The sequence below is a fragment of the Cellulomonas sp. Leaf334 genome, assembly GCF_001424195.1.
Lineage (GTDB): Bacteria > Actinomycetota > Actinomycetes > Actinomycetales > Cellulomonadaceae > Cellulomonas.
On the sequence record NZ_LMOO01000001.1, the window covers coordinates 2,093,322 to 2,114,192 of the forward strand.

Annotated in this window: 22 protein-coding genes and 1 riboswitch; of the genes, 17 read left to right on the top strand and 5 right to left on the bottom strand. The window is 71.8% G+C overall.

Going from position 1 to position 20,871, the window contains the following annotated elements; genetic code table 11:
- Nucleotides 1-27: 27 nt before the first annotated feature.
- Nucleotides 28-3,366: a discoidin domain-containing protein gene (locus tag ASF78_RS09685; RefSeq protein WP_056587410.1), complete on the bottom strand. Its 3,339-nt coding sequence runs from the start codon at nt 3,364-3,366 to the stop codon at nt 28-30.
- Nucleotides 3,367-3,726: 360 nt separating this feature from the next.
- Between ASF78_RS09685 and ASF78_RS09690 the strand changes: the two genes are divergently transcribed.
- Nucleotides 3,727-4,308, top strand: a complete 582-nt coding sequence (locus ASF78_RS09690) for a 1-acyl-sn-glycerol-3-phosphate acyltransferase (protein WP_056587414.1) — start codon at nt 3,727-3,729, stop codon at nt 4,306-4,308.
- A 2-nt stretch (nt 4,309-4,310) separates the two neighbouring features.
- Here the strand turns inward: ASF78_RS09690 and ASF78_RS09695 are convergent, their stop codons facing one another.
- Nucleotides 4,311-5,393, bottom strand: coding sequence for an epoxide hydrolase family protein (locus ASF78_RS09695; RefSeq protein WP_056587417.1), 1,083 nt, complete (start codon nt 5,391-5,393; stop codon nt 4,311-4,313).
- 93 nt (nt 5,394-5,486) lie between these two features.
- On the opposite strand from ASF78_RS09695, the gene ASF78_RS09700 reads away from it, so the two are divergent.
- From ASF78_RS09700 to ASF78_RS09735, 8 genes are all read left to right on the top strand, one after another.
- Nucleotides 5,487-6,116 carry a TetR/AcrR family transcriptional regulator gene (locus ASF78_RS09700; RefSeq protein WP_056587419.1) on the top strand — a complete coding sequence of 210 codons (630 nt, stop codon included), beginning with the start codon at nt 5,487-5,489 and terminating at the stop codon, nt 6,114-6,116.
- A gap of 39 nt (nt 6,117-6,155) precedes the next feature.
- Nucleotides 6,156-6,752 (top strand): DinB family protein, encoded by a 597-nt coding sequence (locus ASF78_RS09705; RefSeq protein ID WP_056587422.1) that lies wholly within the window; start codon nt 6,156-6,158, stop codon nt 6,750-6,752.
- Nucleotides 6,742-7,188, top strand: a complete 447-nt coding sequence (locus ASF78_RS09710; protein WP_056587425.1) for an SRPBCC family protein — start codon at nt 6,742-6,744, stop codon at nt 7,186-7,188. Before ASF78_RS09705 ends, ASF78_RS09710 begins: the two co-directional genes overlap by 11 nt.
- A 36-nt stretch (nt 7,189-7,224) precedes the next feature.
- Complete coding sequence (locus tag ASF78_RS09715; RefSeq protein ID WP_056587428.1) at nt 7,225-7,395, top strand: CsbD family protein; 171 nt, start codon at nt 7,225-7,227, stop codon at nt 7,393-7,395.
- A 164-nt stretch (nt 7,396-7,559) separates the two neighbouring features.
- Nucleotides 7,560-8,231 (top strand): helix-turn-helix transcriptional regulator, encoded by a 672-nt coding sequence (locus ASF78_RS09720; protein ID WP_056587431.1) that lies wholly within the window; start codon nt 7,560-7,562, stop codon nt 8,229-8,231.
- Nucleotide 8,232: 1 nt separating this feature from the next.
- A complete protein-coding gene (locus ASF78_RS09725; protein ID WP_056587433.1) occupies nt 8,233-8,415 on the top strand; it encodes a hypothetical protein in 183 nt (60 codons plus the stop codon).
- Nucleotides 8,416-8,576: 161 nt separating this feature from the next.
- Complete coding sequence (sigK, locus tag ASF78_RS09730) at nt 8,577-9,152, top strand: ECF RNA polymerase sigma factor SigK (protein ID WP_235518462.1); 576 nt, start codon at nt 8,577-8,579, stop codon at nt 9,150-9,152.
- Nucleotides 9,149-10,033 carry an anti-sigma factor gene (locus ASF78_RS09735; protein WP_056587437.1) on the top strand — a complete coding sequence of 295 codons (885 nt, stop codon included), beginning with the start codon at nt 9,149-9,151 and terminating at the stop codon, nt 10,031-10,033. Before sigK ends, ASF78_RS09735 begins: the two co-directional genes overlap by 4 nt.
- A 256-nt stretch (nt 10,034-10,289) precedes the next feature.
- On the opposite strand, the gene ASF78_RS09740 is transcribed toward ASF78_RS09735, so the two are convergent.
- Nucleotides 10,290-10,964: a fasciclin domain-containing protein gene (locus ASF78_RS09740; protein ID WP_056587440.1), complete on the bottom strand. Its 675-nt coding sequence runs from the start codon at nt 10,962-10,964 to the stop codon at nt 10,290-10,292.
- A gap of 156 nt (nt 10,965-11,120) precedes the next feature.
- Between ASF78_RS09740 and ASF78_RS09745 the strand changes: the two genes are divergently transcribed.
- The 3 genes from ASF78_RS09745 to ASF78_RS09750 all read left to right on the top strand — a co-directional run bounded on the left by ASF78_RS09745 (nt 11,121) and on the right by ASF78_RS09750 (nt 13,960).
- Complete coding sequence (locus ASF78_RS09745; RefSeq protein WP_235518463.1) at nt 11,121-13,028, top strand: cytochrome c biogenesis protein DipZ; 1,908 nt, start codon at nt 11,121-11,123, stop codon at nt 13,026-13,028.
- A 124-nt stretch (nt 13,029-13,152) separates the two neighbouring features.
- A riboswitch (cyclic di-GMP riboswitch) is annotated at nt 13,153-13,227 on the top strand.
- A 15-nt stretch (nt 13,228-13,242) separates the two neighbouring features.
- Complete coding sequence (locus ASF78_RS22355; protein WP_156374094.1) at nt 13,243-13,389, top strand: hypothetical protein; 147 nt, start codon at nt 13,243-13,245, stop codon at nt 13,387-13,389.
- A 193-nt stretch (nt 13,390-13,582) separates the two neighbouring features.
- Complete coding sequence (locus ASF78_RS09750) at nt 13,583-13,960, top strand: SHOCT domain-containing protein (protein WP_056587442.1); 378 nt, start codon at nt 13,583-13,585, stop codon at nt 13,958-13,960.
- A gap of 41 nt (nt 13,961-14,001) precedes the next feature.
- Here the strand turns inward: ASF78_RS09750 and ASF78_RS09755 are convergent, their stop codons facing one another.
- Nucleotides 14,002-16,533 carry a lysylphosphatidylglycerol synthase transmembrane domain-containing protein gene (locus ASF78_RS09755; RefSeq protein WP_056587445.1) on the bottom strand — a complete coding sequence of 844 codons (2,532 nt, stop codon included), beginning with the start codon at nt 16,531-16,533 and terminating at the stop codon, nt 14,002-14,004.
- A gap of 173 nt (nt 16,534-16,706) precedes the next feature.
- On the opposite strand from ASF78_RS09755, the gene ASF78_RS09760 reads away from it, so the two are divergent.
- The gene (locus ASF78_RS09760; protein ID WP_056588456.1) at nt 16,707-17,300 is read left to right on the top strand and encodes an HdeD family acid-resistance protein; all 594 of its coding nucleotides are present in this window, start codon (nt 16,707-16,709) and stop codon (nt 17,298-17,300) included.
- A gap of 3 nt (nt 17,301-17,303) precedes the next feature.
- Here ASF78_RS09760 and ASF78_RS09765 read toward each other — a convergent pair whose 3' ends face one another.
- Nucleotides 17,304-18,125, bottom strand: a complete 822-nt coding sequence (locus ASF78_RS09765; RefSeq protein ID WP_056588459.1) for a CPBP family intramembrane glutamic endopeptidase — start codon at nt 18,123-18,125, stop codon at nt 17,304-17,306.
- Between the two features lie 110 nt (nt 18,126-18,235).
- On the opposite strand from ASF78_RS09765, the gene ASF78_RS09770 reads away from it, so the two are divergent.
- The 4 genes from ASF78_RS09770 to ASF78_RS09785 are packed head-to-tail and all read left to right on the top strand — an operon-like array spanning nt 18,236 to nt 20,841.
- The gene (locus ASF78_RS09770; RefSeq protein ID WP_056587447.1) at nt 18,236-18,865 is read left to right on the top strand and encodes a hypothetical protein; all 630 of its coding nucleotides are present in this window, start codon (nt 18,236-18,238) and stop codon (nt 18,863-18,865) included.
- Complete coding sequence (locus tag ASF78_RS09775; RefSeq protein ID WP_056587450.1) at nt 18,858-19,160, top strand: transcriptional regulator; 303 nt, start codon at nt 18,858-18,860, stop codon at nt 19,158-19,160. Before ASF78_RS09770 ends, ASF78_RS09775 begins: the two co-directional genes overlap by 8 nt.
- Nucleotides 19,157-20,056, top strand: coding sequence for an ABC transporter ATP-binding protein (locus ASF78_RS09780; protein ID WP_056587452.1), 900 nt, complete (start codon nt 19,157-19,159; stop codon nt 20,054-20,056). The genes ASF78_RS09775 and ASF78_RS09780 overlap by 4 nt, the downstream gene beginning before the upstream one ends.
- Entirely contained in the window at nt 20,053-20,841 is a 789-nt protein-coding gene (locus ASF78_RS09785) for an ABC transporter permease (protein ID WP_056587454.1), read from the top strand. Before ASF78_RS09780 ends, ASF78_RS09785 begins: the two co-directional genes overlap by 4 nt.
- Nucleotides 20,842-20,871 lie beyond the last annotated feature (30 nt).

Here is a 20,871-nt window from a genome sequence, read left to right on the forward strand (position 1 = left end):
CGACCGTCCGCCGCCGCGATCGAGGGGTCAGTTCCGGGTGATGGTGAACGTGGACGTCGTGTTCTTGATGTCCTGCGCGTTGCCGCTCAGGCGCAGGTTGGTGAAGGTCACCGACCCGACCGCGGGCCCCTGACCCTGCTCCGGCATCTCGTTGACCCAGATGCCGAACCCGGACTTCGCGTCCCAGGCGTCGCCGCTCTTGCGGGCACCCGTGATCGACACGTTGGTGAACGTGGTGTCGGTGATCGGGTTCTGCGGCTGGCTGCCCACGTAGTTGGTCTGGAACATGATCCCGGAGTACGTCGGGTCGACGATGTCCACGTCGCTGACCCGGATGCCCTGGAACTTCTTCGAGGCGGAGAACACCCAGATCGCGGGGAACGTCTGGTTGCCCCAGAAGTGGCCGCCGGCGCGCACGATCGAGATGTTCTGGAAGCTCGTCGGTGCCGCGGAACCGAACTCGTCCATCGGGTACCCGAAGTCCAGCGAGCTGATCGTGATGCCGGAGTACACGAGCGTGTCCGCGATGTAGATGTTCCGGAACACGTTCCCGTACCCGCCGTAGACGGCGAGGCCCGCCGCGCGCCAGGTGACCAGGGACGTCAGGTTCTCGTAGACGTTCCCTGTCTGGCCGGTCCCGCCCGCGTCGGTGGCCGCGAACAGGGCGAACGAGTCGTCACCCGTGCCGCGCGCCTCGATGTTGGCGACGCGGTTGTTCGCGCTGCCGTTGGTCATGTTGATGCCGTCGGCGAACGTGTTCCGGATGCGCGAGTTCGTGATGGTGCTGCTGTCCATGTTGGACGCCCAGAACATGCAGATCATGTGCTCGACCCAGAGGTCGTCGACCGTCATGTTGGCGACGTTGGTGAAGTCCAGCACCTTGCCCGGGCCGTCGATGCGGCTGGTGTAGTTGCCGAAGTAGGCGAACCCGCGGAACTTCGAGCCGTTGGACGACGCCTCTGCACGGAAGCCGACGTCGGTGTTCTCCTGGCCCGTGGGCGCGAAGAACCGGGTGAACCAGGGCCCGGCGCCGACGATGTCGACCGCCTTGCCGTACACCTGGAACTTGCTCGACGTGCTGTAGTCCCCGGCGGGCAGGTACACGCCCTTGATCGCCCCGGTGGTGTCCATGCGCGCCCGGTCGAGCGCGTTCTGCACGTCCTGGTGCGTGAAGCCGGTGGGCTGCACGTACTGCGCCGGGTTCGGGTTCGGCTTGGCGGTCGCCAGCTCGGTGTTGATGAAGTCGATCGTCACCGGCTGCGGGTTGCTCGCGGTGCGCTGCAGGCGGATCGTGGCGCCGGCCGGGACCGTGGTGCCGAGCAGGGTGCTGGCCTCGTCGTAGATGTGCCGCGGTCCTCCCGAGCCCGGCTGGTTGTTCGGGTTGGTCTCGTTGCCGTACAGCCACGCGAACCGTGACGTCAGGTCGAGGCGCTTGAGGAACGTGCCGTTGACGACGATGTCGATGCTGCCGCTGGCCCCGGTCCCGGCCGCGTTGTCCGGGATGGAGAAGCGCGTGACCAGCGTGTTCGTCGGATTCTTCGTCGTCCATTCCACGTAGGAGCCGACGGCGGACAAGGTGGCGGCACGTCGCCCCGACGCTTCGCCGGCCAGGTCGCCGACCGTGCGGTTGGGGCCGACGAGCACCGCGCCGCCGCCCGTGCGGCCTTCCTCGGACTCGTACATGTCGAACGGCAGGCGCGCACCGCGACCGACGAAGATCCCGCTGGTGACCACGTTGTTCGCCTGCTTGCCGGGCACCTCGGTGGAGTCTGCGGCCACCGCGCTGGACACGTCGTACGTGCCGTTCCCGGCGGTCCAGGTGCCCAGGTTCACCGACCCGCTCGTCGCCCCGGCGGCGATCGCGCCGCCGATCGAGCCGGTGAGCGTCCTGACCACGGTGCCCGTCGTCGAGTCCTTGATCGTGACCGTCAGGCCGTGCGCGGCGGTCGACGTCGCGATGGTGCCGTTGTTGGCGACGGCGCCTGTGAACGTCACGACCGCGCCCGCGGCGGGGTTGCTCGGCGACCAGCTGACCACGGGGACCAGGTCGGAGCTCTGCACCGGCGAGACCACGAGCTTCGTCGGGTTGCTGAAGGCGTTGTTCGACTCGTTCTGCTCGACCACGGTGTTCGCCGGGTCGACGGTGGCGCCGATCGTGTACGAGCCGGCCGCCCGGGCGCCGATCGATCCCGTGACGGTCGCGGTGGCGCCGGCGGCCAGGGCGCCGACGTTCGCGGTGACGGCGTTCTGCCCGTCGACCTGGAACGCGAGGGTCGTGGCCGCCGACGCGGACGTGCCGACGTTCCTCACCGTCGCGGTGAGGGTGACCGGGGTGGACTCCGTCGCGTTGGCCGTCCCCGTCACCCCGGTGACGGTGAGGTCCGGGTTGGGGGCCGCCGCGCCGAACACCTGGAGCTCGGCCACCTGGCCGTTGCCGGCGCCCGTGTTGCCCGTGAAGACGAGCCGGACGTCGGTCGCGGTGCCGCTGACGGGCACGGTGACGGTGTTGCCGGTGGACGGGCTGAACGCCCGGCCCGCGGACGTCGCGAGCGTGGTGAACGCCCCGGTCCCCGTGCGGCCCTGCACCTCGAACGTCTGGGTGCGGTTGCCCCACGCGCCGTCCGGGTTGAGCTTGACCGTGACGGCCGACAGCTGGCTGGCCGACGCGAGCGTCACCGTGAGGTTGCTCGGGTACTGGCCGCCCGCACCCTCCCAGTAGGTGCCGAGGTTGCCGTCGACCGCGTTGCCGGCGCCGTAGGTCCACTCGGTGGAGGACGCGGCGATCGGGCGGCTGAGCGCGAGGTTCTGGCCGGTGGGCGGGGACGTCGTCGTCGGGGTGGGTGTCGGCGTGCTGGTGCCGTGGACCTCGAGCTCCGAGAGCTGTCCTGCGGGCCAGCCGGTGTTGCCGGTGATGCTCAGCCGGACGTACCGCACGGAGGTGTCGGTGACGTCGACGTTCACGGTGTTGGCCTGGCCGGGGTCGAACGTGTAGCCGGCCTGGCTCTTCAGGGTGCTGAACGTGGTGCCGTTGGTGGAGCCCTGCACGGTGATCGTCTGCGTGCGGGCGCCCCACGCGCCCGTCGGCAGCTTGAGGGTCAGGTCGGTGACCGTGGCGGCGCTGCCGAGGTCCACCTGCACCCACTGCGGGAACTGGTTGTTGGTCGACTCCCAGTACGTGGCCTGGTTCCCGTCGGTGACGTTGCCCGCGCCGTAGACGTCCGCCGTGCTGCTGGCGGTGGCGGGCTTGCCCGCGGCGAGGTTGGGCTCGGCGGCCGTCGCGCTCGGCGCCACCAGCGCGAGGCCGAGCGGTACGACGAGCGCAGCCGTGGTGGCGCCCGCGACGGCGAGCCTGACGTTCCTTCTCATGGGTCGTCCTCGTTCTCCCGCGTTCTGCGGGCTCGGCGCCGGGCGGGCTGCTCGGACCGAGGACCTGCGCGCCCGGCTCTGGACGCGCGGGACCGGCCCGCCGGGGGCGTCGGTGCCCCGTCGGCGCGAGCACGGCGGTGAACTGCGGAGCTGTTTTTCGGGCATGGCTTTCTTGCACGACGTAGCCGAGTCGTCCGACTGTTGCGACCCTGCACACCACTTTGTGCGCAGTCCTTGTCGAGTTTTTGCGGCTTCGTGACCAGACACTACGAAGCACGGTCGGGGGAGTCAAGGGATGGCGCGAAATGGGCACAGCAGCCTGTGACTGCACGCGCTCCCACGGCCAGGTACCGTCCCCCCGTGACGCTCCGACGAACCCTGGCCCGCGCCTACTGGCGAGTGAGCCGCTGGACCCTGCAGACGGAACGCGTGCCCGTCGACGGTGCCGGGCTGTTGATCGGCGCGCCCCACACGTCGAACTGGGACTTCATCCTCATGCTGGCGATCTCCGGCGAGGCCGGCCTGAAGATCCGCTGGCTCGGCAAGCACCAGCTCTTCACAGGCCTCGCCGGACCGCTGATGCGCGGGCTCGGCGGCATCCCGGTGGACCGTCGGGACCCCGCGGGTCTGGTCGACGAGCTCGTGGCGCGGATCCAGGGCGGCGACCGGTTCTACCTCGTCGTCACGCCCGAGGGCACGCGCAGCGGCTCGGGCTGGAAGTCGGGGTTCTACCGGATCGCCCGCGCCACCGACCTGCCGGTCACCCTCGGGTACGTGGACCGGACCACGATGACCGCCGGGCTCGGACCGACTCTGCGGCTGACCGGCGACGTCGCCGCCGACATGGACGTCGTGCGCGCCTTCTACGCCGACAAGTCCGGCTTCGCGCCCTCCCGCCGGACCGAGCCGCGCCTCCGGGAGGAGCTCCCGGAGGCGCCCTGACCTCAGGCGAGCGAGCGGAAGAACGCGTCGACGTCCTCGACCAGCACGTCCGTCGCCTCGTGCGCTGCGTAGTGGCCGGGGGTGTCGTAGACGTTCCAGCGCACGATGTTCGCGTGGTCGCGGTGCGCGAACCGGCGGACCGACAGGAAGTCGTTGGTCGAGCCGGCGAGCGCCGTGGGGGTGGTGGTCGGGCCGGCCGGGTGCTCCGTCGAGTCGGTCATCTCCTTGTAGAAGCGGATCGACGAGCCGGCGGTGCGCGTGAACCACGAGACCGCGACGTTGGCGACGACGAACTCGTCGTCCAGCCCGACCATGAGCTGGCCGTTCCAGCCGAGCAGCCCGGTCGGGGAGTCCGCGAGCGCGTGCGCGAGGGTCTGCGGCTGCTGGGACTGGAGCACGTTGAACGCGCCCATCGACTCCCAGAACCACTGCAGCTTCGCCATCGCCGCCTGCTCGTCCTCGGTGAGGTCTGCCAGCTCCGCCGGGTCACCCGACGGGAACGAGAACAGCTGGGTGACGTGCACGCCGATGACGTGCGGGTCGATCCGGCCGAGCTCGGGGGAGATCATCGAGCCGGCGTCGTTGCCCACGGCGCCGTAGCGCTCGTAGCCGAGGCGTGCCATGAGCTCCTTCCAGGCGCGGGCGGTCCGGGGGATGTCCCAGCCGCGGTCGGTCGTCGGCCCGGAGAACCCGAAGCCCGGCAGCGAGGGGATGACCAGGTCGTAGCCGGCGGCGGTGAGGGGCTCGATCACGTCGAGGTACTCGACGACGGACCCGGGCCAGCCGTGCGTGAGGATCAGCGCGACGGGGTCGGCCGCGCCGGAGCGGACGTGCAGGAAGTGGATGCTCTGCCCGTCGATCTCGGTGGTGAACTGCGGGTACGCGTTGAGGCGCGCCTCGAGCGCGCGCCAGTCGAAGGTCGTGCGCCAGTGCTCCGCCCACGCCTTCACCTGGCTGAGGGCGACGCCGTAGTCGCTGCCCGAGCCGGGGAGCTCGTCGGTCCACCGGGTGCGGGCGAGCCGGTCCTGGAGGTCGTCGAGCTCGGCCTGCGGGACATCGACGCGGAAGGGCTGGATGGTGGACATGGCGGCCTCCTCAAGTTGGAACGGAACGTACCGTTCCGCTGAGAACGAGAGTAGCGGAATGAATCATTCCGTTCAAGTGCTAGCGTCCTCGTCATGACCACTCCCCTGAGCGGGCGCAAGGCCCAGGCGGCGCGCAACGACGAGGCGATCCTGGCGGCGGCGCGGACCGTGTTCATGCGCTCGCCCGATGCACCGATCTCGGCGGTCGCGCAGGAGGCCGGCGTCGGGATCAGTGCGCTCTACCGCCGGTTCGCCGGCAAGGAGGACCTGCTGGCCACCCTCTGCGCCGACGGGCTGCGGCGGTTCATCGCCGTCGCCGAGCGTGCCGCGCAGCTGCCGGACCCGTGGGAGTCGTTCGTCGCGTTCGTCGGCGGCGTGATCGAGGAGGACACCCACTCGCTGACCGTGCACCTCGCCGGCACGTTCACGCCGACCCCCGAGCTCCGCGGGCTCGCGCAGCAGGCCAGCGACCTCGGCGACGCGATCTTCGGTCGCGCCGTCGCCGCAGGCGCGGTCCGCGCGGACCTCGTGACGGAGGACGTCGCCATGATCTTCGAGCAGGTCACCGCCGTCCGCCTCGACGACCCCGGGCGCACGCGCGTCCTGCGGGCGCGGTACCTCGCGCTGCTGCTCGACGCCGTGCGCCCCGCAGCCCGGACCGAGGCCCTGCCCGGCCCTGGTCCCACCGGCCCCGAGCTCGGTGCGCGGTGGGTCCCGCGCTGAGCAGGCCGGTGTCGGAGGGTGTCGCTACGGTCGGGACGCATGGACGAGTTCGACTGGTCGATCCTCAGCATCCCCACGCCCCGCGCCGTCGTCCGCGGACAGCTCGAGTTCTCCTGGTGGGAGCTCGGGCAACGGCTCGAGACCGTCACGCAGGACGAGTTCACCTGGGAACCCGGACCCGGGGCGCTGAGCGTCCGCCGTCGCGAGGAGTCCACCGCGCCGCGGACGTTCGGCGTCGGCGAGTGGGTGGTCGAGTGGCCCGCGTCGGGGGACGACCACCCCGGTCCCCGGACGATCGCCTGGCTGGTCGCGCACCTGACCGACGTGCTCACCGAGCGCTACGAGTGGACGTTCGGCGACCACGCGGCCCGTCGCGAGACCCTCACGTACTCCGGTGAGGTCGGACCGGCCGTCGACGGGCTGACGCGCGTGGCAGACCTCTGGCGGGCGGGCATCGCGGAGATGTCCGACGACGACATCTTCACCGTCGGGTTCAGCCAGGCCAACGAGATCGACCAGCAGTCGCCGTTCGCGCACCTCGTGGCGCACATCAACCGCGAGATCATCCACCACGGCTCCGAGATCAACACGTTGACGGACCTGTACCGCGTGCGAGGAGGAAGCCATGTCCGATAACCACGTCGCCCGAGCGACGGTCCAGGTCCCCGCGTCCGCCGAGGCGGTCTGGGACACGCTCGTCGACCCCGACGCGACCTGGATGATGGGCGCCCAGGTGCGCAGCACCTACGTCGTCGGTGTGCCCATCACGTTCCACGGCGAGTGGGACGGCAAGCCGTTCGAGGACCACGGCGAGATCCTCGAGGTCGATCGCCCGAGGCGCCTGCGGTACACCCACTGGTCACCCCTCAGCGGACAGCCGGACGTGCCCGAGAACTACCACCACCTGAGCTTCACCTTCGAGGAGCACGACGGCTCCACGCAGGTCACGCTCGAGCAGGACGGCAACGGCTCGGCGGAGGAGGCGGAGCACGCGACCGCCAACTGGGAGCAGGTCCTCGGGGCGCTCCGGGACGCGGTCGCTCCGGATGCGGGCGCCGGGCGTGCGACGTAGCGTCGACCCGTTGCCAACCCGAGAGGAGTGATTCTGATGGGTCTCGACGACAAGATCAGCAACGCTGCGGAAGAAGCCAAGGGCAAGGTCAAGGAATCGGCCGGCAAGGCGACTGACGACGAGCGTCTCGAACGAGAAGGCAAGGCAGATCAGGCCAGCGCGAACATCAAGCAGGCCGGCGAGAACGTCAAGGACGCGTTCAAGTGATCTGAGGAACGACGCGAAGGCCCCCACCTCGGTGGGGGCCTTCGTCGTGTCCGGGCGCGGCGTTCGATGGATCGGCGGTCGTCCCCGCCGGCGATCGTAGATTCGCAACACCCGTTGCGCAACGACCCTTGCGCAAGGAGCGTTGCGAGTTCTACCCTTGACGCATGAGCACTCCCGAGGCCGGCGACACCCGCCACAGCCCGAGCGACCCGGAACGCATGCGAGCCCTCGCGCACCCGCTGCGGCTCGCGCTCCTGCAGTTCCTGGACGACGTCGGCGAGGCGACCGCGACGCAGTGCGCCAGGCACACGGGGGAGTCGGTGGCCAACTGCTCCTTCCACCTGCGCCTGCTCGCCCGCTACGGCTTCATCGAGCCGGCGGAGCCGCGCGGCCGCGAGCGGCCGTGGCGCAGCGCCGAACGCACCCACTTCGAGCCCGACCCGTCGGTACCCGGATCGATCCGCGCCGTCGTCGGTCTGGCCGAGGCCACCGCCCGCCAGGAGGTCGAGGGGTTCGTCGGCTTCCTGCGCGAGCGCGCCGACCGGGCAGACGAGCTCGCCGGCATCCCGCTGCCCGTCTCGTTGACCAAGGACAGCTACTGGGCCACGCCCGCGGAGACCGAGGAGCTCCAGCAGGCGATGAACGACCTGCTCGCCCCCTACGTCCGTCGCGTCCGGGACGCGGCGGACCGACCGGCCGGCGCACGCCTCATGCGCTGGTTCGCGACCAGCCACCCCGACCTCGCGTTCCCTCCCGCACCAGGTCCGGAGGCGTCCGACGCCCCCGACGCGGCCCCCGAGCCGCCCGAGCCGCCCTCGCCCGACAAGGAGGCGTGACATGGTCGCGCTGACGTACGACGTGCGCACCGTGCGCATCCCCGTCCCCCGGATCGTTCTCCCCGTCCGCGCGCCGCGCAGGCCCGCCCGTCACGCCCTCGAGCCGTGGCAGCACGCCGAGCGCACCGCGGCCGAGCGGCGCCTTGACGCCCACCGCGACGCGGCGCTCGCCGCCCACCGCTGACAGGTCACGCCACCGAGCAATCCGGGTGCTCGTCGGCGACGAACCACGGGTGCCCCATCCTCGCCGGACGACAGGATCCGATGTCCCCCGCCCAGCTCTGCGCGCCCCCGGCGCGGCCCGCCGAAGCGCGGGCCGCCGGACCGTGGGGCACACTGGCCCGCGTGGAGCGAGGACCGGACGAGGCCGACGCGCCCCGCTCCGCCGAGTCCCTGCTCTCGGACGTCGCGCGGGGTGACGACGCGGCGTTCGCGCTCCTGTACGACACGCTCGGCCGCGGCGTGTTCGGCACCTGCCTGGGCGTCCTGCGGGACCCGGACCACGCCGCCGAGGTCGCGCAGGAGGTGTGGGTCGAGGTCTGGCGCACCGCAGCGCGGTTCGACGCCGGGCGCGGCTCCGCGCGGACCTGGACCCTGACGCTCGCCCACCGGCGCGCCGTCGACCGCGTCCGAGCGGTGCAGGCCCAGCGCGACCGTGACCAGCGCGTCCTCGACGGGAGCGCCGAGCGCGAGTTCGACGTCGTCGCCGACGAGGTCGAGTCCGCCCTCGAGCAGGTCCGCGTCCGCGACTGCCTCGGCACCCTGACCCCCACGCAGAAGCAGGCGGTCGTCCTCGCCTACTACGGCGGGCGGACCTACCGTGAGGTGGCCGACGAGCTCGCCGCACCGCTGCCCACGGTCAAGACGCGGATCCGGGACGGCCTGCTCCGCCTGCGCGACTGCCTGGGGGTGACGACATGAGCGACTCGTTCTCCTCCGACGACGTGCGCTCGCTCCTCGGCGCCTACGCGCTCGACGCCGTCGACGCGGACGAGCGAGCCGCCGTCGAACGTCTCGTCGCCACCGACCCGTCTGCCGCCGCCGAGCTGGCACAGCTGCTCGCGGTCGCGGCCACCCTGGGCGACGCCGTCGCCGGCGAACCCCCGGCCGCGCTGCGGTCCGCCGTCCTCGCCGCCGTCCCCGGCGTCTCGCAGCTCGGTCCGCTGCCAGGCCCCCAGGAAGTCCGGCCCGACCCGCGGCCGACCGCACCCGACCTCCCGACGACGCCCGCCGACGCGGCACCCGACCTCCCGGCGCGGGCCGACGACACGGTGGGGCTCGGAGCCGGGGCCCCGGACGTCGGCCCCGGCGCCACGGGCGGACCCGGTGTCACGTACCTCGCCGACCGTCGCCGCCCGTCGCGCACCCGCTGGCTGGCCGTCGCTGCCGCGCTCGTCGTCGGCGCCGCCGTGCCGACCGCGCTCGCGGTCCAGCAGGCGCAGCGGGCGACCCAGGCCGAGGAGCAGCAGCAGGCGCTCGCGGACCTTCTGACCGACCCGTCGGCGGTCGTCGTGCACGGCGACGTCACCGGCGGCGGCACCGCGACGGCGATCCTCACCGACGACCGTGCGCTCTTCAGCGCGACCGGCCTGCCGGACCCGGGCGACGACAAGGCCTACCAGCTCTGGGTCGTCGACGCCGACGGTGCTGCCTCCGCGGGTGTGCTCGCCGACGACGCCGGAGCGGTCCGCCAGCTGACCGACGACTTCTCGACGGGCGACGCCCTCGCGATCACGATCGAGCCGGAGACCGGCTCCACCCAGCCGACGACCACCCCCCTGGTCGTCCTGAGCGCCACCTGACGGTCTGCCCGCCCACCACCCCCGGCCGGGTGCGAACCAACTCGTCGCTCCCGGCCGACCTCGTCCGTTGCAACCGACGAGCTGGGCTGCGACTGACGAGTTGGGCTGCGACCGACGGCCTCGGCTGCAGCGGACCAGTGGTTCCGGACGCGACGGAGCCCCCTCGCCGTACCCTGCGAGGGGGCTCCGCGGCTCGCCCGTGCCGGGGCGAGCGAGGACGGACCGGCCGCCGCAGGCGACCGGTCCGCCGGGTCGGTCACATCGTCGGCATGAGCACCGAGTCGATGAGGTAGACGGTCGCGTTGGCGGTGTGCACGCCGCCGCAGATGACGCTGGCACCGTTGACCATGAGCGAGTCGCCGGAGCCGGTGACCTCGACGGTGCCGCCCTGGACGGTGGTCTGCGTGCCCTCGACCATGTCCGGCGACAGCTGCCCGGGCACCACGTGGTACGTGAGGATCGAGGACAGCGTCGCGGCGTCGGTCTTGAGGGACTCGATGGTCGCGGGGTCGATCTTCGCGAACGCGTCGTCGACCGGCGCGAAGACGGTGAACTCGTCACCGTTCAGGGTGTCGACGAGGTTGACCTCGGGGTTCAGCTCGCCGGACACGGCCATGACGAGGGTCGTGAGGAGCGGGTTGTTCGACGCGGCGACGGCGACCGGGTCGGCCGACATGCCCGTCACGGAGCCGGGACCGTCGGGGACGGCGGCGGCGTAGTCGGCACACCCGGGGCCGACGAGGTCGGCCGCGGGGTCCGCGGTCATCGTGTCGTCCATGGGCGTCTCCGTCTCCATGGGCGCCTCCATCGACGCGGACGAGTCGGATCCTGCGGTGTCGTCGGCCGTGCCCGAGCTGCAGGCGGTCAGGGCGAGGCCCGTGACGCCGGCGAGCAGGACGGCGGCGATGCGGGTGCGGTTCGTGGTGCGCATGGTGGCTCTCCCTCGATTCAGGTCCGGGTGGGTACCCGCCCGGTCATCTCTCGGGTGGGGTTCGGGACCGTCGGGGGAGCGGATGGGTGGGATTGCCGACGAGTTCTCGGCGGCTCCTCGACCCATTCTCGGACGTCACGGCGGCGAACCCCCGCCATGGACCTGCTCACGCTCGCGCTCATCGGGCTCGTCGGTGGCCTCATCACCGGCATCTCGCCGTGCATCCTGCCTGTGCTGCCCGTGGTGTTCTTCGCGGGCGGCGTGGAGGGTGCACGCGGACGACCCACCGTGAAGACGACGGGGAACAACGCCAAGGGGGCGGCCGGTTCGGTGGGGGCGATGGCGCAACCGTCGTTCCTCTCGGGCGGCACCCGCGGCACGACCGGCACGTCCGGCACCGGGACGACCGGCGGTGCGAGCAGCGGCGGCGTCGCGACGCTCGACCGCCCTGCGCCCGGGGACCGGCGGCGCGACCGTGTCGCCGCGCGCCGTCCGTACCTGGTCATCGCGGGCCTGGTCACCAGCTTCACGCTGGTCACCCTCGTCGGCACGCTGCTGCTCAACCTGCTGGGCCTCCCGCAGGACCTGCTGCGCTGGGCGGGCATCGCGGTCCTGGCGCTGCTGGGTCTGGGGCTGCTGGTGCCGCGGTTCGAGGAGGTCCTGGAGCGCCCGTTCCAGCGGCTGACCCCGACGCGTGCGCCGGGTGCGTCGCGGGGCGGGTTCGTCCTGGGGCTGGGGCTCGGTGCGGTGTACGTGCCGTGCGCGGGACCGGTGCTGGCGGCGATCACGGTGGCGGGTGCGACGGGCTCGGTCGGACCGGGCACGGTGGTGCTGACGGTGTCGTTCGCGCTCGGTGCGGCGGTCCCGCTGCTGGTCCTGGCGCTCGCGGGCCGCCGGGTGGCCGAGCGCATCGCGGCCTTCCGCACGCACCAGCGGGGCATCCGGGCGGCGGGTGGGGCGCTGATGCTCGCGCTCGCCCTCGCGCTCGCGTTCAACCTCACCGACGCGATCCAGCGCGCGCTGCCCGGCTACACGGAGTCGTTGCAGGCGAGGGTCGCCGCGAACGAGACCGTGCGGGAGCAGCTCGACCTCGGCGGGCTGGTCACCGACGAGAACCGACAGCTGGCGGAGTGCAGCAACAACTCGGCGGTGCTCGAGGACTGCGGTCCCGCGCCGGAGATCCGGGGCATCGACACGTGGCTGAACACCCCGGACGGTGCGGCGGTCGACCTGGCGGACCTGCGGGGCAAGGTCGTGCTGCTCGACTTCTGGGCGTACTCCTGCATCAACTGCCAGCGCTCGGTCCCGCACGTGACGGCGTGGCAGGAGGCGTACGGCGACGCGGGCCTCGAGGTCATCGGCATCCACACGCCCGAGTACGCGTTCGAGCGCGAGACCCGCAACGTCGTCGACGGCGCGGAGCGGCTGGGCATCACGTACGCGGTGGCGCAGGACAACTCGTACGCCACGTGGACCGCGTACCGGAACCGGTACTGGCCGGCGCACTACCTGATCGACGCCGAGGGGCAGATCCGTCAGGTGTCGCAGGGCGAGGGCGGGTACGCCCAGACGGAGTCGCTGATCCGCGAGCTGCTGGAGCAGGCCGACCCCGGGGTGGAGCTGCCGGCCCGCACCCAGGTGGACGACGCGACGCCGGAGGGTGACGTCACGCAGGAGACGTTCCTGTCGGTCAGCAAGAAGTCGAACGTGGCCGGCGAGTACCGAGAGGGCGAGGCGTCGTACACGCTCCCGCAGGACCAGCCGGCGGACACCGTCGCGCTCGGCGGCACGTGGACGACGGACTACCAGGGCGCGACGGCGGGCGCGGAGGCGGCACTACGCCTGCGCTATCACGCGAAGGTGGTGCAGGTCGTGCTCGGAGGATCCGGGAGCGTCCGGGCGACCGTGCGGGACGAGGGCGGTGCGGTCGTGGACCGCGTGGAGATCGCCGTCAGCGGTTCACCGCGTGCGTACTCCCTGGTCACGGCCCCATCCATCGGCAACGGGACGGTCGAGCTGGCTGTCTCGCAGGGCGTTCAGGCCTTCTCGTTCACGTTCGGGTGACGCTCGCGCGGAGGCGCTCGAAAGTATCGGTGATACGTCCGACCGGGTGAAATGGACGCGTGTCCGATATTGGTCCGTTGACACGCTTCCACGGGCTCTCATGTTGCTCTAATGTCTGACTTGTCAGCGAAAACGGCAAACCCTCTGCGAAGAGGGGACGCAAAGCCACGGGACCTACATGGTCAGCCGGGCTACCGAACAGACAGGACCTGTCATGGACCAGCGTGGGTACTCAGCAGACCCGTCCGAGACCTCCACCCCGGCTTTTCCGGCTCCCCGCGTCAAGGCGTGGGCCGGGCTCGCTGCCCGTCGCAGCGTGATCGAGCTGGTGCCGGCGCAGCGCGAGCACGCGGCGGCCTGAGAGCGGTCTCGGCAAGCACGCCCGAGCTCTCTCCGCAGAGCTCGTCACAGAACCCCTCGGACCCGCCGGTCCGGGGGGTTCTGTGATGTCGCAGGTCAGGCGGTCGTGACTCTCGCATTTCGGGCGACTCGCCGTTAGCCTCGGCCTCAGCGGGCTTGCCAGTAGAGGACAGCCGCCGTTGAGAGAAGGTCACATGGACAGCTTTGCGCAGTGGTTCTGGCTGCTGATCTGGTGGTTCCTGTTCTTTGCCTACCTCGTCATCCTCTTCCAGATCATCGGGGACCTCTTCCGCGACCACGCACTGAGCGGGTGGTGGAAGGCTGTCTGGATCGTCTTCCTGATCGTCGTGCCTTTCCTCACGGCTCTGATCTACATCATTGCCCGCGGCAAGGGGATGGCGGAGAGGCAGATCCAGGCCGTGCAGCAGGCCAAGTCGGACACCGACAGCTACATCCGCGAGGTGGCGGGCAAGTCGCCTGCAGAGCACATCGCGGACGCGAAGGCGCTGCTCGACGCCGGCACGATCGACCAGAACGAGTTCGCCCAGCTGAAGGCCAAGGCGCTCGCCTGACCGACTCTCTCCGGGCCGGCACCGTACGGGTGCCGGCCCGTCTACAGCTCGCCGGTCTTCTGCAGGTACCGCATGGCCGCCCAGCCGATCGGGATCCGCAGCCAGTAGGTGGCCACGCGGAAGAGCACCGCGACCGACGTGGCGATACCGGCGTTGATGCCGGTGGTGGTGGTCAGCGCGGTGGCGAGGGCAAGCTCGATGGTGCCCATGCCGCCAGGCGTCGGGACCAGTGCTCCGGCCGTGTTGCCGGCCAGGTAGACGAGCGCCACCTGGATCAGGCTGGCCTCCTGCCCGAACGCGGCCAGGCTGGCGTCGAACGCGAAGATGAAGCCGAGCGTCATGAGCAGGTTGCCGCTGACGGCCAGCGCCAGACGCCACGGCTGCCCGAGCACCTCGATGAGCCGCGGCCACGTCTGCCGCAGGGTCGGCATCGTCTTGGCGAGCACCCACTGGCGGACCTTGGGCACCAGCAGCCCCGACGCGACGAGCGCGGCGACGATCCCGATGGCGAAGAGCACGCCCGGGGAGATCGGCAGTGCCGACTCGTTGGAGCCGGACGCGAGGCTGAGCACGAGGAGCAGTGCGAGGGTCACCACGAACTGGCTGACCTGCACCAGGGCGACGGTCGCTGCCGCGAGGCTCGTCGACACGCCACGCCGCGTGAGCATGCGGAGGTTGAGCGCGGCCGGGCCGATGCCCGCAGGAGCGGCCAGCCCGACGAAGGTCGCCGCGGTCTGCACCAGGGTCGCGCGCCAGAAGGGCAGCTTGACCGGGGAGAACGCGACGAACGCCAGCGCGGCACCGAACAGCGTGACGAGGCCGAGCGCGAACGCGACGACCGTCCAGCGCCAGTCGCCCTTGGACAGGGCGGAGGTGATCTCGTCGACGTTGATGCTGGTGATGACGAAGACGATCGCGACGATCGGCACCAGGATCGTGAGCACGGTCCGGGCGCCGAACCGGACCAGCTGCTGCGGGGCGACGTCGGCCTCGGGCAGGTGGGCGACGAGCGCGGACCGGAGCTCGGCGAGCACCTTCTTGTTCACCCGCATCTCGTCGCGGGTGAGGCGCGGCAACGTGATCATCTGCAGGAGCGGCCCGATCGCAGCGATGTGCTCGTCGGGCAGGACGGCGGCCGCGGAGTCGAGGGCCCGGGTGGCGCCGACCCGCAGGGCGAGCAGCGCCAGCAGCTGGGTGGTGTCCATCCGCCGCGCGAGCTCCGAGGACGCGACGTCGCCCTGCTCCCAGCTGGTCAGCCAGACGATGGGGCGCCCGACGACCATCTCCACGAGCAGCACGTCGCTGGTCAGCGACCGGTGCGCGATGCCGGCGTCGTGCGCGAGCTGGAGCTGGGCCCAGATCTCCTGGAGCACCTCGTCGGTGAGCTGCTCGGAGTCGAGGTCGCCCAGCGGCACGGCGCGGTCGGGCCGCTCCTGCACGAGCAGCATCGAGTCGTCGGCCTCCGCCATGCTCAGCAGCCGGGGCGTGCGGACCCCGGCCGCGCGAGCGGCGTAGGCCAGCAGCGCGGCACGCTCGGCGGCCTGCCGGAGGGACACGACGGAGCGCCCCTCGATCCCGCGCATCCGCAGGGACCGCCACAGCCGGGTCAGCATGCCGACCACCTGCCGGTCGCCGTCGACGACGACCAGGTCGAGCTCCTGGCCGTCGCGCGTCGTCAGCTCGTAGAGGCGGTGGTCGGTGGACCGGGTCAGCGCCCGCGCAGCCTGGTCGCCGTCGAGGCCGGGGGCGTCCTGGGGCGTGGTCTCGTCGGCCACCCGGAGGAGCCGCACGGGCTCGATGCCGGCCCGTCGGACACCCGCGACGAGACTGTCCCCGTAGGCCCGCTCGGACACGACCCCCGACAGGTACCGCACCGCGAGCCCGGTCACGCGACCGATGAGGAAGGAGACGACCAGGCCGGGCAGGGACACCCCGGCGGTGATGAGCAGGACGCCGACGGCGAACCACAGCAGGTTCCACGACCACTTGACCGTGCGGCGTCGGCCACGGGGCCCCACCACGGTGAGCAGCCCGACGAGCAGCGCGACGTACCCGGGGAGGACCACCTTCCACTCGCCACCCGAGCGGATGGCCATCCCGATGATGAGCTCCTCGGAGCCGAAGGTCTCGATCGCCCAGATGACCGCGACGTTGAGGACCACGGCCGCGAACGCCGCGATCAGGCCTTCGAGCAGCTGTCGGCCCAGCCGGCGGAACGCGAGCTCGGTGATGACGGCGAGCGGAACGGCGATCGTGACGAAGCCCTCGAGCCCGCGCCGGGGGACGAAGAGGATCCGGTTCAGCAGGGTGGCGAACCCCTGGACGTCCTCGGCCACGCCGGACGTCGTGTTGTGCGCGTAGGTGGCCAGGACGAGGACGAGCGCGATGCCGAGGGCCGACAGGACCATGCCGAGCAGGTCGCTCGGGTGGTGCACGCGGACGTCGGGGACGTCGACGATCTCGACGTCCGCCGGGGGCGTGTCGGCGGCGGGTGCGGCGTCGCCGAGGGGCGCGGGGACGTCGGCGGCGGTACCCGCGTCGACGTCCGCGCGGCTGGCGGGCGTCGCGGACATAGGGGCGAGTCTAGGCAGCCGTCCCGCTCCCGCCCGTCGAAGCGGGCGGGCGGCGCCGATCCGCTCGTTGACCTGCCGGTTCGCGGGCTCCGCGCGAGTCGCGGCGGTTCGTCCGGGTCGTCCACTACCGTGGCGCTCGACAGCTCATCGAACCGCTCCTCGTGGAGGCACCGATGTCAGACGACCTGACTGCCGCCGACGTCTCGGCCGCGCTGACCCGCCGCTCCTGGTGGGTCCCGGTCCTCCGGGGGACGGTGCTGCTGGTGCTGGGTCTGCTGATGCTCGTGCAGCCGCTCTGGTCGGTGACGGCCCTCGTCTGGATCTTCGGCATCTTCGCGCTGCTGGACGGCATCGTCACCGTCGTCCAGTGGTTCGTGAACCGCAAGGAGCCCGGTGCGGGGTGGTTCCTGCTGTCGGGCCTGGTCGGGATCGGCTTCGGTGTCGTGGTCGTGCTCTGGACCCCCGAGACGGCGCAGATCCTCTTCTACCTGATCGCCGGCTGGGTGCTCGTCCTCGGGGTGCTCGGGATCATCGCGTCGGTCGTGCTCTACCGGGCGCGGGACGCGGGCTGGTACTGGGTGCTGACCTTCGGCCTGGTGAACTTCCTGTTCGGCCTGCTGCTCCTGACGCACCCGCAGGAGTCCGTGAAGGTCGTCGTCGTGCTGCTGGGGCTCTTCGCGTTCGTCGGTGGTGTCGTCCTGGTGGTCAGCGGGTTCGCGACGAAGCAGGCCGTCAACGAGCTCGGGACCAGCTCGGCGACCGTCTGACGCTCAGTTGAGCCCGATCGCCGCGATCCACGCGGCGGGGATCAGGGAGTAGCCGACGAACACGACCGTGTCCATGATCGTGTGCGCCATCACGAGCGGCATCACCCGTCGCTTGCGCCGGTAGTACTCGGCGAACAGCAGGCCCATGATCACGTTCCCGACGAACGCGCCCCACCCCTGGTACAGGTGGTACGAACCGCGCACGAGCGCGCTGGTGACGACGATCGCGGGGGCGCTCCAGCGCAGCTCGCGCAGCCGTTCCATGAGGTAGCCGACGACGATGACCTCCTCGAGCAGCGCGTTCTGCAGCGCGGCGAGGAGCAGCACGGGGATGGTCCACCACGCGGCGTTCAGCGCGGCGGCCTGTACCTCGACGGCGAGCCCGAGGGTCCGCGCGACCGCGTAGAGGCCCAGGCCCGGGATGCCGATCGCGGCGGCCAGACCGACGCCGACCGCCAGGTCCCGCCAGGGGCGGGTGAACTCCAGGCCGATGCGGCGGACCGCCGACTTCCCGTTGGCGGACAACAGGTAGAGCGCGAGCGCGACCGGCACCAGCGCGAAGCCGACCTGCAGCAGCTGGTAGGTCAGGTCCAGCCACGGGCGGGGGGACCGGCTCGGGTTGAGCGTCGTCGTCTGGTCGCCGAGCGGGGGGCCGGCGGTGAGCCGGTCGATGATGTTGACGACCGCGTAGAGGCCCGACTTGCCGAGCGAGAGCCCGAGGACGATCCAGATCTCGGTGGTGATCCGTCGGCGGTAGGCGCGTTCGCCGGGCGGCGGGGCGACGCCGACGGCGATGGGCGCGTCGGCGGGCGGCGGCGCGGTCATGCCCGAAGCGTAGGCCGGGTCGCTGGGTGCCACCTGGACGTCGCCTGGGTAGGGGGTTGCGCGCCGGGGTACTTGCAAACTACTTTGTGGTGCAAACCTTTGGAGGATCGATGACCACCGACGAACCGCGACCCGACGCCGACGCGGCCCCTGATCTCGCCGACGCGCTCGCGATCATCGCCGCGCAGCGGGCGCGCGCCGACGACACCCGTCCCGTGGGTGCGCTGTTGTTCGGGGTCTGGGGCGCCGCCTGGCTCGTCGGGTACGGCGCACTGTGGCTGACGGCCCGCGACGACGGCGACGCGTCGCTGCTCGCCGTCGGGGTGGCGATCACCGCCGGCGTCGTCGCGCTCGTCGTGACGATCACGCACGTGCTCCACCGGACACGCGGGATCGCCGGGGCCAGTGCCCGGGAGGGCGCCCTGTACGGCCTCGCGTGGCCCGTCGCGTTCCTCGCGCAGAGCATGATCGTCGGTGGGCTCTCCCAGGCGGGGGCCTCCGGCGAGGTGATCTCGCTCGCGGCGAACGCCATCGCGGCCCTGGTGGTCGGCCTGCTCTACATCGCCGGTGGCCTGCTCTGGCGCGCGACCTCCATGTACGTGCTCGGCGCCTGGATGGCGCTGACGGGCGCGGCGGCGGCCCTCACGGGGTTCCCGGACTCCTACCTGGTGATGGCGGTCGCCGGGGGTGGCGGGATGCTCGTCGGCGCCCTCGTCGTGACGGTCCGCTCCCGTGGCTGAGGTCGAGCTGGACCCCGTCATCCACGCGCAGGCACGACTGCGCGTCGTCGCGACCCTGGCGTCTCTCGGCGCCCACGACCGCATCGCCTTCCCACGGCTGCAGAAGCTGCTCGACATGACCGCGGGAAACCTGTCCACCCATCTGCGCCGACTCGAGGAGGCGGACTACGTGCTCATCACGAAGACCCATGAAGGCCGGACCCCGGCCACGTACGTGGAGCTCACGCTCGCGGGACGGCTGGCGTTCCAGACCTACACGCAGTCGCTGCGCGCGCTGCTCGGCGGTGCGTCATGACCGCCGTCGTCGAGCTGACCGGCGTCACCCGCACGTTCGGCGCGGTCACCGCGCTGGACGACGTGTCGCTCACCGTCGGGGAGGGGCAGCTCGTCGGGCTGCTGGGCCCCAACGGCGCCGGCAAGACGACCCTGCTCAGCCTGGTCAGCGGCCTGCGTCGCGCGGACTCCGGCACGGTCCGGCTGTTCGGCGCCGACCCGCGCGCCGCGTCGTCGCGGATCGCGCTCGGCACCACGCCGCAGGAGACCGGCCTGCCGCCGACGCTGACGGTCGGGGAGGTCGTGGACCTCGTCGCGAAGCACTACCCGGCCCCCATGACGCGGGCCGAGGTGCTCGCGCGGTTCGGGCTGGAGGACCTGGTCGCGCGTCAGACGGGCGGGCTGTCGGGCGGGCAGAAGCGGCGGCTCGCGGTCGCGCTCGCGCTGGTCGGGCGGCCGCGGCTGGTGCTTCTCGACGAGCCGACCACCGGCCTCGACGTCGAGGCGCGGCACATCCTGTGGCAGGCGCTGCGCGACTACCACGCCGACGGTGCGACCGTGCTGCTGACCAGCCACTACCTGGAGGAGATCGAGGCGCTCGCCGAGCGCGTCGTCGTGATCGGCGGCGGTCGCGTGCTCGCCGACGACAGCCTCGCGTCGGTGCTCGGCCTCGTCGCGCTGCGCCGGGTCGTGCTCTCGCTGCCGCCGGGCCTCGACGTCGACCTCGCCCGCCTGCCGGGTGCGTACAGCGCGCAGCAGGGCCTCGACGGGCGCTGGACGGTGCTCGCGAACGACGCCGACCGGCTCGTGCGGGCGCTCGTCGTCGACGACGTCCCGTTCCACGACCTGGAGCTGCGCGGGGCGTCCCTCGAAGAGGCGTTCCTGTCCCTCACGACCACGGAGGAGGTCGCCCGATGACCACGACCACGCTGACGCCGAAGCTCGGTCCACGACCCTTCTGGGCGCTGGCCATCGTGCACGCCCGGTTCCAGTTCCTGGAGACCGTGCGCATCCCCATCGCGGTGATCGGGAACCTGCTGTTCCCGTCGCTCGCGCTGCTGTTCTTCGTCATCCCGCAGCGCGCGGTGGCCGACGACCCGGGCATCGCCACCGCCGCGGTCGCGCAGCTCGGGGTCTTCGCGGTGATGTCGACGTGCCTGTTCTCGTTCGGCGTGGGCGTCTCGGAGGACCGCGCGATGCCGTTCGACCCGTTCCTGCGCACCCTCCCGGCGGGCGCCGGTCCGCGGCTCACCGGCCGGGTCCTCAACGGGGTGCTCTGGTCGTACCTCGCGCTGGTGCCGCTCGTCCTCCTGGGGGCGTTCCTGACGGCGGCGACCCTGACGCCGTCCCAGGCCCTCGCCGCGGTCGTCATGGTGCCCGCGGTGGCCGTGCCGTTCCTGCTGCTCGGTCTGGCGATCGGGTACCGGCTCAGCTCGAAGGCCGCGATCGCCGTCGTGCAGGCGACCCTGTTCCCGCTGGCGTTCGCCGGTGGGCTGTTCATGCCGCCGGAGGCGTTCCCGGCGTGGCTCGACGCGATCAGCAAGCTGCTCCCGTCCCGCGCGGCTCGCGACCTCGCCGTCCAGGCGGTCACCGGCTACGAGGCGTACACCGGCGCCCTCGTGGTGATCCTCGCGTGGACGGCGGTGTTCGCGGCGCTGGCGGTCACGGCGTACCGACGCGACGAGGGCCGCCGCTTCCACTGAGGTTCGGGGAGGGCCCGCCCTGGAGGGCCC